15 protein-coding genes are annotated in these 15,294 nt (G+C 33.0%); 4 read left to right on the forward strand and 11 right to left on the reverse strand.

The window, feature by feature from the left end:
- Positions 1-4 precede the first annotated feature (4 nt).
- From FBFL15_RS03180 to FBFL15_RS03220, 9 genes are all read right to left on the reverse strand, one after another.
- A complete protein-coding gene (locus FBFL15_RS03180; protein WP_014083221.1) occupies positions 5-535 on the reverse strand; it encodes an NADH-quinone oxidoreductase subunit NuoE family protein in 531 nt (176 codons plus the stop codon).
- A 47-nt stretch (positions 536-582) separates the two neighbouring features.
- Positions 583-1,818, reverse strand: a complete 1,236-nt coding sequence (locus tag FBFL15_RS03185) for an NADH-quinone oxidoreductase subunit D (RefSeq protein ID WP_014083222.1) — start codon at positions 1,816-1,818, stop codon at positions 583-585.
- 49 nt (positions 1,819-1,867) lie between these two features.
- Positions 1,868-2,389 carry an NADH-quinone oxidoreductase subunit C gene (locus tag FBFL15_RS03190; RefSeq protein WP_014083223.1) on the reverse strand — a complete coding sequence of 174 codons (522 nt, stop codon included), beginning with the start codon at positions 2,387-2,389 and terminating at the stop codon, positions 1,868-1,870.
- 5 nt (positions 2,390-2,394) lie between these two features.
- Positions 2,395-2,943, reverse strand: a complete 549-nt coding sequence (locus FBFL15_RS03195; protein WP_014083224.1) for an NADH-quinone oxidoreductase subunit B — start codon at positions 2,941-2,943, stop codon at positions 2,395-2,397.
- A gap of 56 nt (positions 2,944-2,999) precedes the next feature.
- Positions 3,000-3,365 (reverse strand): NADH-quinone oxidoreductase subunit A, encoded by a 366-nt coding sequence (locus tag FBFL15_RS03200; RefSeq protein ID WP_014083225.1) that lies wholly within the window; start codon positions 3,363-3,365, stop codon positions 3,000-3,002.
- Between the two features lie 217 nt (positions 3,366-3,582).
- A complete protein-coding gene (locus tag FBFL15_RS03205; RefSeq protein ID WP_014083226.1) occupies positions 3,583-3,783 on the reverse strand; it encodes a cold-shock protein in 201 nt (66 codons plus the stop codon).
- Positions 3,784-4,660: 877 nt separating this feature from the next.
- The gene (locus FBFL15_RS03210; protein ID WP_014083227.1) at positions 4,661-6,712 is read right to left on the reverse strand and encodes a M16 family metallopeptidase; all 2,052 of its coding nucleotides are present in this window, start codon (positions 6,710-6,712) and stop codon (positions 4,661-4,663) included.
- An 11-nt stretch (positions 6,713-6,723) separates the two neighbouring features.
- A complete protein-coding gene (locus tag FBFL15_RS03215; RefSeq protein ID WP_014083228.1) occupies positions 6,724-8,049 on the reverse strand; it encodes a M16 family metallopeptidase in 1,326 nt (441 codons plus the stop codon).
- Between the two features lie 112 nt (positions 8,050-8,161).
- Positions 8,162-9,001, reverse strand: coding sequence for a sterol desaturase family protein (locus FBFL15_RS03220; RefSeq protein WP_014083229.1), 840 nt, complete (start codon positions 8,999-9,001; stop codon positions 8,162-8,164).
- Between the two features lie 150 nt (positions 9,002-9,151).
- Here FBFL15_RS03220 and rplU point away from each other — a divergent pair, with 150 nt between their 5' ends.
- Both rplU and rpmA read left to right on the forward strand, forming a co-directional pair.
- On the forward strand, positions 9,152-9,763 hold the full coding sequence (gene rplU / locus FBFL15_RS03225; RefSeq protein ID WP_014083230.1) for a 50S ribosomal protein L21: 612 nt from the start codon (positions 9,152-9,154) through the stop codon (positions 9,761-9,763).
- A 32-nt stretch (positions 9,764-9,795) separates the two neighbouring features.
- Positions 9,796-10,056 carry a 50S ribosomal protein L27 gene (gene rpmA, locus FBFL15_RS03230; protein ID WP_014083231.1) on the forward strand — a complete coding sequence of 87 codons (261 nt, stop codon included), beginning with the start codon at positions 9,796-9,798 and terminating at the stop codon, positions 10,054-10,056.
- A 176-nt stretch (positions 10,057-10,232) separates the two neighbouring features.
- Here the strand turns inward: rpmA and FBFL15_RS03235 are convergent, their stop codons facing one another.
- Positions 10,233-11,423 (reverse strand): pyridoxal phosphate-dependent aminotransferase, encoded by a 1,191-nt coding sequence (locus FBFL15_RS03235; RefSeq protein ID WP_014083232.1) that lies wholly within the window; start codon positions 11,421-11,423, stop codon positions 10,233-10,235.
- A gap of 22 nt (positions 11,424-11,445) precedes the next feature.
- Positions 11,446-12,540 carry a fatty acid desaturase family protein gene (locus FBFL15_RS03240; protein ID WP_014083233.1) on the reverse strand — a complete coding sequence of 365 codons (1,095 nt, stop codon included), beginning with the start codon at positions 12,538-12,540 and terminating at the stop codon, positions 11,446-11,448.
- A gap of 110 nt (positions 12,541-12,650) precedes the next feature.
- Here FBFL15_RS03240 and rsmG point away from each other — a divergent pair, with 110 nt between their 5' ends.
- Both rsmG and FBFL15_RS03250 read left to right on the forward strand, forming a co-directional pair.
- Positions 12,651-13,280 carry a 16S rRNA (guanine(527)-N(7))-methyltransferase RsmG gene (rsmG, locus tag FBFL15_RS03245; protein ID WP_014083234.1) on the forward strand — a complete coding sequence of 210 codons (630 nt, stop codon included), beginning with the start codon at positions 12,651-12,653 and terminating at the stop codon, positions 13,278-13,280.
- A gap of 423 nt (positions 13,281-13,703) precedes the next feature.
- A complete protein-coding gene (locus tag FBFL15_RS03250; protein WP_014082870.1) occupies positions 13,704-14,855 on the forward strand; it encodes an IS110 family RNA-guided transposase in 1,152 nt (383 codons plus the stop codon).
- The last annotated feature ends 439 nt before the right edge of the window (positions 14,856-15,294 follow it).

The raw sequence follows: 15,294 nt of genomic DNA on the forward strand, positions 1-15,294 counted from the left end.
TTTTTTATTTATCGTGTAAAGTGATTTTTCCTTCTTTACAATCGGTAATTAATTGATCTATTTTTTCTTTTGTTAAATGTTCTTTATAATAATCGCCCAATTGCATCATGGGTGCATAGCCACAAGCTCCCAAACACTCTACGCCCACAACGCTAAAATAGCCATCTGCGGTAGTTTCGCCTAATTTGACTCCTAATTTTTCGCAAGTATAGTCCATCAAATCTTCCACTCCGCGCTGACAACATGGCGAAGTTTGACAAAATTCAAACATATATTTCCCAACAGGTTTGGTGTTGAACATGGTATAAAAAGTAACTACTTCATATACTTCTACAGGTTGTATTTTAAGTATCTCGGCCACTTTGTCTTGCAATTCAAAGCTCAACCAATTGTCGTGTGCATCTTGAACTTCGTGCAAAACGGGTATCAAAGCCGATTTTGATTTGTCATCGGGATAGTGGCTCAACAATTCGTTGATGCGATTCATCAGCGCATCGGTTATATTTATTTCTTGTTTGTAATGTGTTCTTTCCATTTTTTTTAATGCAAAATTAAAAATTTGTAGTGTCTCAAACCGATGTGTTATGCGTCTAATTCGCCCGCAATGACGTTCAAACTAGATAGTATCACAATGGCATCAGACAGCATTGCCCCTTTAATCATTTCGGGATATGCTTGGTAATATATAAAACAAGGCCGTCTAAAATGCAATCTATAAGGTGTTCTACTACCGTCTGTTACTAAATAAAAACCAATTTCGCCATTGCCACCTTCTACAGGATGGTAAATTTCGGCAACTGGTACTGGCACTTCTCCCATCACTATTTTGAAATGGTAAATCAAACCCTCCATCGTATTATAAACGTCTTCCTTTGGAGGCAAATAATAGTCGGGCACATTGGCATGATAAGGGCCTTCTGGCAATTTTGCCAAGGCTTGTTTGATAATGCTAATGCTTTCCCAAACTTCGGCATTACGAACACAAAAACGATCGTAAGTATCGCCAGATTTTCCAACAGGCACGCTAAATTCAAAATCTTCATAAGACGAATAAGGTTGGGCTACACGAACATCGTAATCTACACCTGCAGCACGTAAATTGGGTCCAGTAAAACCGTAAGCCATGGCTTTTTCGGCAGAAATAGCACCAACATTTACCGTTCTATCTATAAAAATTCTATTTCTTTCAAACAAGTTTTCAAATTCTTTCCAAGCAATTGGAAAATCTTTTAGGAATACTTCCAATTTTTGAAAAGCAGCCTCAGACCAATCTCTTTCAAATCCGCCAATTCTCCCCATGTTGGTTGTTAATCGGGCGCCACAAATCTCTTCATAAATTTCATATATTTTTTCTCTAAATTGAAAAACATACAAAAAACCTGTATAGGCACCAGTATCGACCCCAAGAATAGAATTGCAAATCAAATGATCGGCAATTCGTGCCAATTCCATAACAATAACCCTCAAATATTGGGCTCGTTTGGGTACTTCGATATCTAATAATTTTTCGAGTGTCATCCACCACCCCAAATTGTTGATTGGAGAGGAACAATAATTCATCCTATCTGTAAGAGGGGTAATTTGATAAAACGGACGGTTTTCGGCTATTTTTTCAAAAGCTCTATGGATGTAACCAATTGTTGGTTCGGCCTCCAAAATACGTTCACCGTCCATCAACAAAATATTTTGAAATATACCATGTGTGGCGGGATGTGTTGGCCCCAGATTGAGAATAGAAAGTTCGCTTCCATCTTCGTTCAATCGTTCTTTTATAATTTTAGCATATCGATGCTCTGGTGGTAATAATAGTTCTGACATTTTAATTTTTATAAAAATTAAAAAAAAGGATAATTGATTGCATAATCAATTAACCATTTATTGTTGTTCGTCCAAAAAATCTATCGTCTTTATCGGTTCGTCCGCTGTCTTCCATTGGGAATTCTTTTCGCATTGGAAACGATATCATTTCATCCATATTTAAAATTCTTTTCAATTGTGGATGTCCTATAAATTGTATGCCAAAAAAATCATACGTTTCTCTTTCCATCCAGTTGGATGACAAGAAAATTTTTGAAATCGTTTTGATTTGCGGATTTTCGCCATTCAAATATACTTTTATTTTTATACGAGTATTTTCGTACCAGTTATGTAAATGATACACAACCGCAAATTGACGGTTGGTTTCGTTGTCTGGGTAATGTATGCCACACAAATCAGTTAAAAAATGAAAACGCAAGGTCTCGTCATTTTTTAGAAATAATATTACAGCTGTATTGACATCGTTTGACATCTCGAAAGAAAAAATATCTTTTTCTTGTTTAAAATCATACACTTTTGTATCAAAAGCAGCAGTTAATTTTTCTTGAATAGTTACAGTATCTAATGCCATCTTTGTTATTTGATATTATAAGAAGCCAATAATTCTTGGTACTCTGGCGAACTTCTGCGTCTAACGGATTCATTTTTTACAATTTCTTGCAATTTCATGACACCTTCTACAATTTGCTCTGGTCTTGGCGGACAACCTGGAACATATACATCTACTGGAATGACTTTATCTATGCCTTGTAGCACCGAGTATGTATCAAAAATACCGCCAGAAGAGGCACAAGCCCCAACGGCAATAACCCAGCGAGGTTCGGACATTTGTTCGTAAACTTGGCGTAATATGGGAGCCATTTTTTTAGAAATGGTACCCATAACCATCAGCATATCTGCCTGACGTGGCGAAAAACTCACCCTTTCAGATCCAAAACGGGCCAAATCATAATGCGAGGCCATTGTGGCCATAAACTCGATACCGCAACAAGAGGTTGCAAAAGGCAAAGGCCATAAAGAGTTGGCACGAGCCAAGCCAACTACGTCATTTAACTTGGTAGCAAAAAATCCTTCGCCTACAACACCTTCTGGAGGTGCTACCATATTTATTTTTGAATCGCTCATTTGTTTTTAAGACTTTAAATTTTAAAAAAAAACTAAATCATTTTCAGCCAAGGGATTTATTCCCAAATCAAGGCTTTCTTTTTGATGATATAAAAAAATCCTACTAGCAACAAGGCCATAAAAATAATCATTTTTAGCATTCCTTCTAATCCTAATTCTTTAAAATTGATGGCCCAAGGATATAAAAATATTACCTCTACATCAAATAAAACAAACAAAATGGCAACCAAAAAATATTTGACCGAAAAAGGAATACGGGCATTACCCACAGATTCTATTCCACACTCAAAGTTTTTATCTTTAGTTTGTGAAGATCGTTTAGGTCCTAATTTGCCCGAAATGATGATTGTTCCAACAACAAAACCTACTGCTAAAACAAATTGCATTAAAATTGGTAAATAGTCTAATTGATTTGATGTCATGATAGTATAAATTGATTTGAAAATTAGTGCAAATATAAGTTTGAATTATTAAAAAACAATTAATTATGTTAATTTGATTTGGCTATTATTCTTAAAAAACAGTAATTTTTATTCATTCTAAATAAATATTGCATTTTTTAAACAAAAAAAACGTTCCGAAATTAATCGAAACGTTTTCATTTCATTCTGGTAACAAAAAAACTATAATTTTTTATATTTAGTCTTCAAGCACTGCTACTTGAGCAGCAACTTTACCTTTTCTTCCTTCTTCTTCAACATAACTCACTTTGTCGCCTTCACGAAGCTCTTCAGAGTTAATACCTGATGCGTGAACAAAAATGTCTTTTCCTGTTTCTGCATCTGTAATGAATCCGTAACCTTTTGATTCATTGAAAAATTTTACTGTACCTGTACGCATTGTAATTGTAATAATAATTTATAATGTTGCAAATGTAATCTTTAATGCAATACAAAATACAATATAGCCCATTTATTTTAGAAAATATTTGATTTTCAATACATTTATGATTTATTGTTTATAATGGCTCCATTCCATGAAGTGTTTGACAACGGTCGGGTAACATTTAATTGTAAAAATAAAATACATTTTTTTTGTGTTTTTAAAGCATTTTTTTAATAACATACTACATTTACATTCCAAATAATATGAGCTAAACAGCAGCATACAAAGCCTTATTTTAGTCTTATAAAGTTATATAAAATTCTGTCTTTATAATATTTTTGCAATATATTGTTTTATATTAAATATAATTTTTTCTATTTTCAAAATTACTTATTGAAAATGTAGTTACTATATTCATTTAAAATCAATTTAAGTATAAAATACAATGAGATAAAAAACACAAAAAAAGCATTATTTTTTTTATCATTCATAGCAATATTGTCGGGGTTAAACAAGTTGTTATAAAGTATAATTCCATCCCAATAAACATGAACTAGTCATTTTATTTGAAAAAAACCAACCCCTATCAATAAAAAATACACTTCACCTATTGGCGTAAAAAATATTAATCTCACTTTATACGTAATGTTATACCAAATATACATATAATATAGTCCAAACTATTGGTTCTTTTTTACTAAAATGAGTCAAAAAAAATAGTTCTGTAGCCCAGCTATGCAACGATTTTTTTAATTTTTATTAAAAATAACTACGCATCTTTGGACTATTTTATAAATATATTTGGTATTACAGAAAGTTCTGTACCGATTTTTTACAAAAAAAAGCTGTTCAATATTATGAACAGCCTTTATTCTAGTGATATTATTTTAGATTATTCAAAATCTTTGTCTGAAACACCCTCGTTTATTTTGATTTCAGATACTTTGAAATCAATTTCAAACCCTTGATTCAAAATAACTTCATGTGGAAATTTAACGTTTCCAATAGTTTTATAATCTTTATATTCTTTTGTTATTGTTAATTTTTTGTCCCCTTGTTGAACATCTGTTGCTTCTAAAATTTTCAAACCAGATTTTACATCATAATACAAAGTGGTTTTGCCGTTTTTGATGGCATAAGCATCATTACCATTGATTGTTTCGATACCATCAAGTATTAAATCTGTTTTTTTCAAAAGTAATAATTCTTCAAAAGTAGTTGCACTAGCTTGTTTGTCGGCAAGTTCGGCACCAGTCAAGTCTTTTCTTTGTCCTTGTTGTACAGAATACCCCATTTTGTTGGTAACAACACTTTTACTCATACTCCCCATTCCTTGTATGGACATTTCTGAAAATGAATTTCCTTTAACGTCTTTTTTGCTAACTAAAGTGATAGGAGCAGGAGCTTGTGGTATAGTAGCCGTAGAGGTTGTGTAGATGGTTTTTATTGCCGAAACTGCTTTTGCCCCACCAATGGCATTGATGTAACTATCTAATACACTGCTTGTTGTAACGCCAGCTGGTGTGGCTTTTTTCATTACAGGTTTCTCTGTTGGATTGCCATATTTATCAAAAAAGAACATTGGCATTTTCAATTTTTCAAGTGCTGGCACAACTTCTGTTCCTTTTCCTACGATAATTATTCGTAAGTTGTCTGCCATAAAATAAGTATTGGCTACACGTAATACATCATCGGCTGTAACGGCATTGATACTTTTAATGTAATTTTGATAAAAATCTTCAGACAGTCCTTGTGTTTTTATACGAAGTGCGTAAGAAGCTACTGTTTGTGGTTTTTCAACTTGCATTACAAATTTTCCAATATAGCCAGCTTTTACATTGGCAAGCACCTCTTCTGAAACTTTTTCAGTACGAATTTTTTTGAATTCTTTTAAAATTTCTACAACGGTACTGTCTGTTACAGCATTACGAACTTGTGTTGATGCTTCAAATTTAGTAATGTTTTTATCTCCTCTAATACTCGATCTTGCTCCATAAGTCCAAGCATGTGCTTCACGAAGATTCATGTTTAAGTAGCTATTAAAATCACCACCCAATATTTGATTGGCAACAATGGTTGCAAAATAATCTGGGTCGCTCATTTTTAGGTTTACTAAATTTACGGCACTCACTTCAGATTGAACAGCATTAGGCATATCTACAAAATTAATTTGAGTATATTGCACGTTCTTTGGGTCGGAGTAGCTTAATGCAGGCGCAGTAGCTTTGGTCCAAGTAGCAAATAATTTTTCTACTACTTTTTGTGTTTCTTTAGTTTTTACATCCCCAACAATAACGAGATAAGCATTTGCAGGAACAAAATAACTTTGATAATTAAGTTTAACATCGTTTAAAGTAATATTAGTTAATGATTTTTCAGTAATATATTCACCTCCAGGATGGTTTTTGCCAAAAGGTAAAGCATCGCCCACACGTTGTGCTACTGCCGACACACTTTTTTCTTGAGATTTTAGACCTTCAATAAATTTTGATTTTTGTTTGTCAAATTCTTCTTGGGAAAAATTTGGGTTCAAAACGGCTTCTGTTAGCAATTCTAAAACCCTCCCACTGTATTTAGATAAAGAACTTGCCGATGCCCCATTGGATCTAAAATTGATATTGGCACCCATAAAATCAATTTCTTCATTGAAAGCGTCTTTGCTGGTTTTAACAGAGCCGTTGCCTAATAAAATTCCAGTTAAATCAGACACCCCTTTTTTGTCGCCTTCGGCATAAGGAGCGTTGTCTAATGTTAAATTAAAAGAAACTCTTGGTAATTTATGATTTTCTACAACAAGTACTTTTAAACCATTTTGTAATTCAAAAGTTACGGGTTTGCCAATTTTTATTGATGGCGGAGTACCTGGCTTTGGTTGTGGTATCATTTGAGCTTGTAAATTGTATGTTAAAAACAAGCTAGATAAAACGATTAGTATTTTTTTCATGATTTCTAATGTTAGTTTTTAGCTTTGTCTTTTGTTGGTAAATAATCTAATATCAAACGTTGGTTGTTGTTTAAATATTTTTTGGCAACCTCACGAATTTCTTCTCTAGTAATCGATTTGTATATACTTAACTCTGTATTAATCAAATTTACATCCTTGAAAAGCATGTAATAGGTAGCCAAATTATCTGCAATTCCTTCTATAGAAGCATTGGCGTTTACATAATCATTTTCATATTTGTTTTGAAGTTTTTGCAAATCTTTTTCAGAAATTAATTCTGTTTGTAATTTTACAATCTCTTCATCTACTTCTTTCAAAATATCTTCAGAGGTTTTTGGAGCTTGTGGCAAGCCATACAAAATATAGGTACCATAATCTTCTTGACTGTAATTGAAGGCACCAATTTGAAGGGCTGTTTTATTATTGTCCACAATTTTTTTATACAAGCGTGAACTTTTTCCATCACTCAAAATGGTCGAAATCATGTCTAAAACCCTAGCATCACGTGTTTTCATCGAAGGGGTTCTGTAGGCCGCTACTATCATTGGTATTTGAATATTAGCATCCTCAAAACTGGCTTTGATGGTTTGTGTAATTGGTTCTTCAATATAAGTTTTGCGCTCGATTGGCGTTCCTTTAGGAATTTTACTAAAATATTTTTGAATCCATTCTTTAGCTTGTTCTGATTTAAAATCGCCAGCTACTATCAATACGGCATTATTTGGAATATAAAATTTCTTATTAAATGCTTGAAATTCTTCTAATGTTGCAGCGTCTAAATGCTCCATTGCACCAATGGTTGTCCAACGATAGGGGTGGTTTTTGAAAACATTTTTCTTTACCTGTGGTATCAATTGTCCATAAGGACTGTTATCATACCGCAATCTTTTCTCTTCTTTAACCACTTCGTTTTGAGTATCTACACCAATTTTATTAATTACTGGGTGCAGCATTCTTTCGGATTCCATCCAAAGTCCCAATTCTAAATTGTTTGAAGGAAAAACTTCGTAATAATAAGTACGGTCTTCTGTAGTATTGGCGTTGTTTACACCACCATTTGCAGTTACAATTTTAAACCATTCGCCACGCTTGATATTTTCTGTACCTTCAAATAATAAGTGTTCAAAAAAATGTGCAAAACCTGTTCGATCTGGTTGTTCGTCTTTTGCCCCAACATGATACATAACCGAGGTAATTACGGTAGGAGCAGAGGGGTCGTTGTGTAGGATAACGTGTAGGCCATTGTCCAAATTGTACTCTTCAAAAGCTACTTTTTGGGCTGTTGCTACACTGCCTAACATTAGGGTTGCGCTAAGAGCCATTAGGGTGTTTTTCATATAAATTAATAATGTTTGTAGATATATTTTAATTTGTCATAAAATTACTCAATATGTTACAATTTAAACCTATTTTTTTTGTTAAAATTTTTATAATTTTTTTCACCTCTAGTTATGGCTTCCATCCAGGGTTGTAAAATAGGTATTTGAGCCTTGTTTTCCACGAAATATTGGGCTGAATGATGTCTTTGTAAATGGCTATCCATTCATGAAAAACAATATTGATGGGGCCTTTGTCATCTATTTTATAGGTTAATCCAAAACGAATTGGTTCATAATTTTCGTCTTCGGCCTGAAAAGTTCCAAAAATTTTATCCCAAATGATTAGGGTCATACCCATGTTTTTGTCGATGTATTTTTCGTTTGAGGCATGATGCACCCGATGGTGCGATGGGGTAACCATAAAATACTCTAAAAACCCCATTTTTTTTATTTTTTGAGTATGAATCAAAGTACCCCAAATTTGATTTGCCGAATAGGCAAACATAATATGCAAAGGACTAAAACCTAATAAAGCCATGGGGATAAAAAAGAGGTATCGATACATGGGTTGAAAAACCGACGAACGAAACCCAGTGGACACATTAAAGTACTCTGAATTGTGGTGCGTAGCATGTATGGCCCAAAAAAATCTTGATTTATGATCCACATAATGTTGAATGTAATACATAAAATCTTGTAAAATAAAACAAGCCACCCAATACATTCCATTTTGTTCCAAATGAAATAATTGATGTGAAAAGAAAAACCCTAAAACCATGAAAGAAAAAGATTTAAAAATCAAATCCAAAATGATATTTAATATACCAAAATAGACATTTGTAGCCGTATCTTTGAAAGTATATAAACGGGCATTTGACTTGTGGCTGATGAACATTTCAAATAAAATAACACCAACAAAAAATGGGATGCTAACGGCATAAAGCGTTTCTTGATTAAGAAATGATGACATGATTATGATTTTTTTTGGACTGCAAAATTACAATAAGCTAAATTAGATTGAAAATTATTTAAGTAAAAAATAACAATTAAAAAATTGTTACTTTCAAAAAAATAAGTATCTTTGCAAACTTAAAATTTTATTAAACTAAACATCATTGTTATGTACGCAATCGTAGAGATAGCAGGGCAACAATTTAAAGTAAGCAAAGACTTAAAGGTTTATGTGCATCGTTTGGCTAACGAAGAAGGTTCAAAAGTTACTTTTGACAAAGTTCTTTTATTAGACAACAATGGCGAAATCACTTTAGGCGCCCCAGCTATAGAAGGTGCTTCAGTAGAAGCTAAAGTGTTACAACACTTAAAAGGAGATAAAGTAATCGTTTTCAAAAAGAAAAGAAGAAAAGGTTACAAAAAAAGAAATGGTCATAGACAGTATCTTACTCAAATTGTAATTGAAAACATTACAGCTAGTGGTGCAAAGGCAGCGGCTCCAAAAGCAGCAAAAGCTACTAAAAAAGGTGATGATTTAAAATTAATTGAAGGTATTGGACCAAAAGCTGCTGAGGCATTGGTTTTAGCGGGTATTGATACTTTTGCTAAATTAGCTACCACTTCTGCTGAAGATGTAAAAGCTATTTTGGATGCTTCAACTTCAAAATTATCACATTTAGATCCAACCACTTGGGCACAACAATCTCAATTGGCTGCTGATGGAAAAATGGATGAATTAAAAAAATTACAAGATGAATTAAACGGCGGAAAAGCAGTTTAATTTAAGTATTAACAATCTAAAATCATAACATCATGGCTCACAAGAAAGGTGTCGGTAGTTCCAAGAATGGTAGAGAATCAGAATCGAAACGTTTAGGCGTAAAGATTTTTGGTGGACAAGCTGCAATTGCTGGAAACATCATCGTTAGACAAAGAGGCTCAAAACACAATCCAGGCGAAAACGTTTATATGGGTAAAGATCATACTTTGCACGCTAAAGTTGCTGGAATTGTTAAGTTTCAGAAAAAAAGCGACAACAAATCGTTTGTATCTATACTTCCATTTGAAGCATAATACAAGCGTATGTTTTTCATAAAAAAAGCCAGCATCATTTGATGTTGGCTTTTTTTAGTGCTCAAAAAAAACCGTTTCAATGTCATTTGAAACGGTTTTATATTTTGCTATATTTTGATTTTAAAAACAATAAAATCAAACTATTTTGAGGATTATTTATTGCAATATCAAAAAGGTTACAAAGCCAAGGCTTCTTTTATTCTTCGCAAGGCTTCTGTCAATAAGGCTTCGCTTGTTGCGTAAGAAAAACGGATGCAATTCGGATTACCAAAAGCATCGCCTGTTACAGTTGCTACATTTGCCTCGGCTAACAAATACATAGACAAATCATTTGCATCGTTGATTAATGTACCTTTCAATGTTTTACCAAAAAACGAAGACACATCAGGAAATACATAAAATGCCCCTTCTGGAACATTGATTTTTACTCCAGGAATTTCCTTTAGCAAGCCAACAACCAAATCTCTTCGGCTATGAAATGCACGAACCATGTCGTTCAATACTGCTGGGTCTGCATCTACCGCCGTAATAGTGGCACGTTGTGCTATACTGTTGGAGCCACTGGTAACTTGTCCTTGAATTTTTGTACAAGCTTTTGCAATAAATTCTGGAGCTCCAATGTATCCAATTCTCCAACCCGTCATGGCAAAGGCTTTTGCAACCCCATTTACCGTGATGGTTTTATCAAACATTCCAGGAATAGAGGCAATGCTACAAAATGTACCCGAAAAATTGATGTGCTCATATATTTCGTCTGCTACAACATATATGTTTGGGTAGTTTTCTAATACTTTTGCTAGCGCTGTCAATTCTGCTCTGTTATATACAGAGCCACTTGGATTACACGGTGAACTAAACCAAATCATTTTTGTTTTTGGTGTTATGGCTGCCGCTAATTGTTCTGGAGTAATTTTAAAATCAGTATCTACAGATGTAGGCACTTCTACAGGTACACCACCCGATAATTTAACTATTTCAAAATAACTTACCCAATATGGAGCTGGCAAAATTACCTCGTCTCCATCGTTTAACATCACTTGTGCAATGTTGTATAAAGATTGTTTGGCTCCCGTAGAAACTACAATTTGCGAAGGTTTGTAATCTAAATCATTGTCTCTTTTGAATTTTCTGCAAATGGCTTCTTTCAATTCTAAATACCCTTCTACTGGCGAATAAGTGCTGTAATTTTCATCAATAGCTTTTTTGGCAGCTTCTTTTATAAAATCAGGTGTATTAAAATCAGGTTCTCCAAGACTCAAACTAATGATGTCTTTGCCTTGTTGCTTTAACTCTCTTGCTAATGCAGCCATTGCCAATGTTTGCGATGTGGCCAAATTGTTGATTCTGTCCGAAAGAATGTTGTTCATTTTTTAATGTAGTTATGATTATTTAAATTGATATTTCTGGTTGTTGTCCTAAAATTTTTAAGTGCTTAAGGTGTGCTACAACAGCACTTCTCATGCTGTGATATTCAAAATAGGGTAAGTTGCATTCTTCTGCTGTTTGTTTTACAAATTCTGCAATTTTTGTATAATGAACATGACAAATGTTTGGATACAAATGGTGTTCTATTTGATGATTTAAACCTCCCGTATAATAATTGAGTATCCAATTTTTTGGAGCAAAATTAGTAGTTGTATAAAGTTGATGAATAGCCCACGTGTTTTCCATCTCGTTGTTTGCATTTGGAACAGGATTTTCTGTTTCTTCAACAACGTGTGCCAATTGAAAAATCAAACTCAATATCATACCAGCAGTATAGTGCATTACAAAAAAACCAAGTAAAACTTTCCACCACACCATATACATCATGGGTATTACAATCCAAAATGAAAAATAAACAATTTTTGAAATTACCAAACCAAGCCACAAATTTCTTGGGTTTGGAGCTTCGCCATAAGACAAATTTCTTTTCAAATAGCCTCCCATTTGTTTAAAATCTGTTGTCAAACACCAGTTGATTGTTAGTAAACCATACAAAAAAACAGAGTAATATTGTTGGTATTTGTGATAATTACTCCATGGTGCTAGTTTCGAAAATCGAATTATTCTTCCTGCATCTAAATCTTCGTCGTGCCCTACAATGTTAGTATATGTATGATGCAAAACGTTGTGTTGCACTTGCCAATTGTAAACATTTCCAGCCAAAATATAAATACTGCCTCCCATTATATTATTGATCCATTTTTTGTCAGAAAAAGAACCGTGATTACCATCGTGCATCACATTCATCCCAACGCCTGCCATCCCAACTCCCATTACAACACTCAAAAGTAGCCGTACCCAAAAAGGCATTTCGATAAAATAAAATAAAAAATAAGGCACAAACAACAACGAAAACATAATAATTGCCTTTAAATGCAACTGCCAATTGCCAGTTTTTTGTAAGTTGTTTTCTTTAAAATAATGATTTACCCTGCTGTTTAAAGTTCTAAAAAATTTCAACTGATCTTGCTTGGCAAATGTTGGTCCTGTTGGAGTCATATATTGGAATTAAAAATAATTCGTAAAGATATAATTTATTAATTTTGCAATAAAATAAAAAGTCATAAAAATATCAACAGCTTGTTGTATTTTTGTTAAAAATTAAAATTATGGATGAAATCATCAAACATTTTCCAAATTTGAGTTCCAAGCAAATCGAACAATTTCAAAAATTAGAGGCTTTGTACCAAGATTGGAATGCCAAAATAAATGTAATTTCAAGAAAAGACATCAATGAATTGTACACCAAACACGTGCTACATTCGCTTGCCATTGCCAAAATTCAGCCCTTCGAGCCTGGCACATTGATATTAGATGTGGGTACAGGTGGCGGTTTTCCTGGGATTCCGCTAGCCATACTCTTTCCCGAAACCCGTTTTTATCTCATTGATGTCATTCTCAAAAAAATCAATGTTGTAAATGCAGTTGCCCAAGCATTGGAACTACAAAACGTTAAGGCAGAACAAGTTAGAGCCGAACTTGTAAAAGGTGATTTCGATTTTATTGTCAGCAGGGCCGTTACCAATATGCCCGATTTTTATTTATGGATCAAAGATAAAATCAAAAAACAAAACAAACATGTTTTAAAAAATGGCATATTGTATTTAAAAGGAGGCGATTTGACTCAAGAGTTAGCCCCATTTCCAAAAGCTAAAGAATATCCCATTGCTGATTTTTTTGAAAATGAATTTTTTGAAACTAAAAAAGTGGTGCATTTGCCCTTAAAATTTCAAAAATAAGCACACTTACAATCCTATTCAATAACAGTAATTTTTTTCAGAAGCCCATCCAGCTTTCTGTTTCAAGTCCTCACAAAAAAAGGGGTGGTTCTAAGGCAAAAAAAGAGCTTCTTTGGTCGCTTTTTTTTGCCAAGAACCACTCCCTTTTTTTGTTCCGGGCTCATATCTTTGCATCCGATAATAATTTACGAAAAAATTGTATTTTTGAAAATTAAAAATTGATAATAGATAACAAAACAAAGTTGCATAATTGTTTGCGGGCTAAATACATTTAATGATATTCATGTGAAAGGAAAATCCACTTTGTTTTTATTACAAAATAACCACAATTAGTACTTAAGCACTATACTATTTAGTTTAGATGTTGTATAAAAAATGAGCAAAGGTAAATGTAATATTTTGTTATCCTAAAAAGAAATAATTATGAGCATTAAGTATTCAGTAGGATTGGATGTTGCAAGTAAAAAAATTGATATTTGCATGTCTGTAATTGATTGTAATCAAAAGGTAACTGTAGTAGCAAGTACTTCATTTCCAAATACTTTGAAAGGATTTCAGAGCATGGACGAATGGATTGTCAAAAAGAAAAAGTTGCAAGAAATTCCCTTGGTTATGTGCATGGAGGCTACAGGTGTTTATCACGAAAATTGTGCCCTTTATTTTTCAGAAAAAAAATATGCCGTTTCCATTATTTTGCCAAACAAGGCAAAGCATTACTTAATTTCTTTGGGATTAAAATCAAAAAACGACAGCATTGATGCCAAAGGATTGTCAAAAATGGGAGCAGAACAATGTTTGGAACTTTGGCAACCCATGGGTAAGTTGTATTATGAATTGCGACAATACACAAGACAGTATCAAAATTTACAAGATCAAAAAACAGTCATTAACAATCAACTCCATGCTTTAGAAAACAGCATGTATATGAGTGAAATGATGATAAACCAACAAAAGGCAATCATTGAATTGATCGAAGAACAGCTTAAGGAGCTTGAAAAATTAATGAAAAATTTGATTAATTCAGACCAGGTTCTAAAACAAAAAGTGGACAACATTTGCAAAATAAAAGGGATTGCATTGCTTAGTGTATCAACCATTATAGCTGAGACAAATGGCTTTGAATTGTTCAAAAACTACAAGCAATTAGTGTCGTATGCTGGATTTGATGTTGTAGAAAGGGAGTCTGGAACAAGTGTTGGTAAGACAAAAATTTCTAAAAAAGGAAATAGTCGTATTCGTAGGGCTTTGTTTATGCCAGCATTTCTAGCTATAAAATATAAAGAGAAACCATTGGTGGATTTATATGAAAGGACATTTGCAAAACATGGCATAAAGATGAAAAGCTATGTAGCAGTTCAAAAAAAACTATTGGTTTTAATATATCATATTTGGAAGAAAAACGAACTTTATAATCCTGATTATAAAAAAGATAGCCCCGAAATGAATTCCGAGGCTATACAAGATAACAGCTTAAAAAGCGGTTTCTCTGAGTTGCAAAATTATGAAAAAAAAGAAGATAATGAAACAAAAGATAAAAAAAAAGAAAAAATACATAGCCATTGTGAAGTTGCGTAACAACGCTGATGGAACAGCAAAATGTCTAAAATACAGGTTCGATGATTTAATAAAATTCACACTATTTTTAGACACAAATTGGTCAGAGTGGAAGTGGTTTAATTTATATTCAAATAAAGAAGAAAACAAAGGAATGCAGATTGGCAATTATACAAAAAATAACAAACCGACAACAAGAAATGTCTAATTCTTTTTTAAACTTTTATAAAAAAAAACTGCCCAATTAATAAATTAAAGGGGCAGTAAAATGAATTTCATTTTTGCATGGCAAAAGTACAAAAAAATAGAAAGTATGACCTGAAATGATTCAATTAATGACATTCATTTTTGCACCATCCATCAAAAAAACAATATTAAAAACGAATTAAATGAAAATAAAAAAAGTCAATTTTTTATGAAAATTATGGAAAAAAAATTTGGATTTTAAGATAGTACCTTT

It is taken from the genome of Flavobacterium branchiophilum FL-15, assembly GCF_000253275.1.
Classification (GTDB): domain Bacteria; phylum Bacteroidota; class Bacteroidia; order Flavobacteriales; family Flavobacteriaceae; genus Flavobacterium; species Flavobacterium branchiophilum.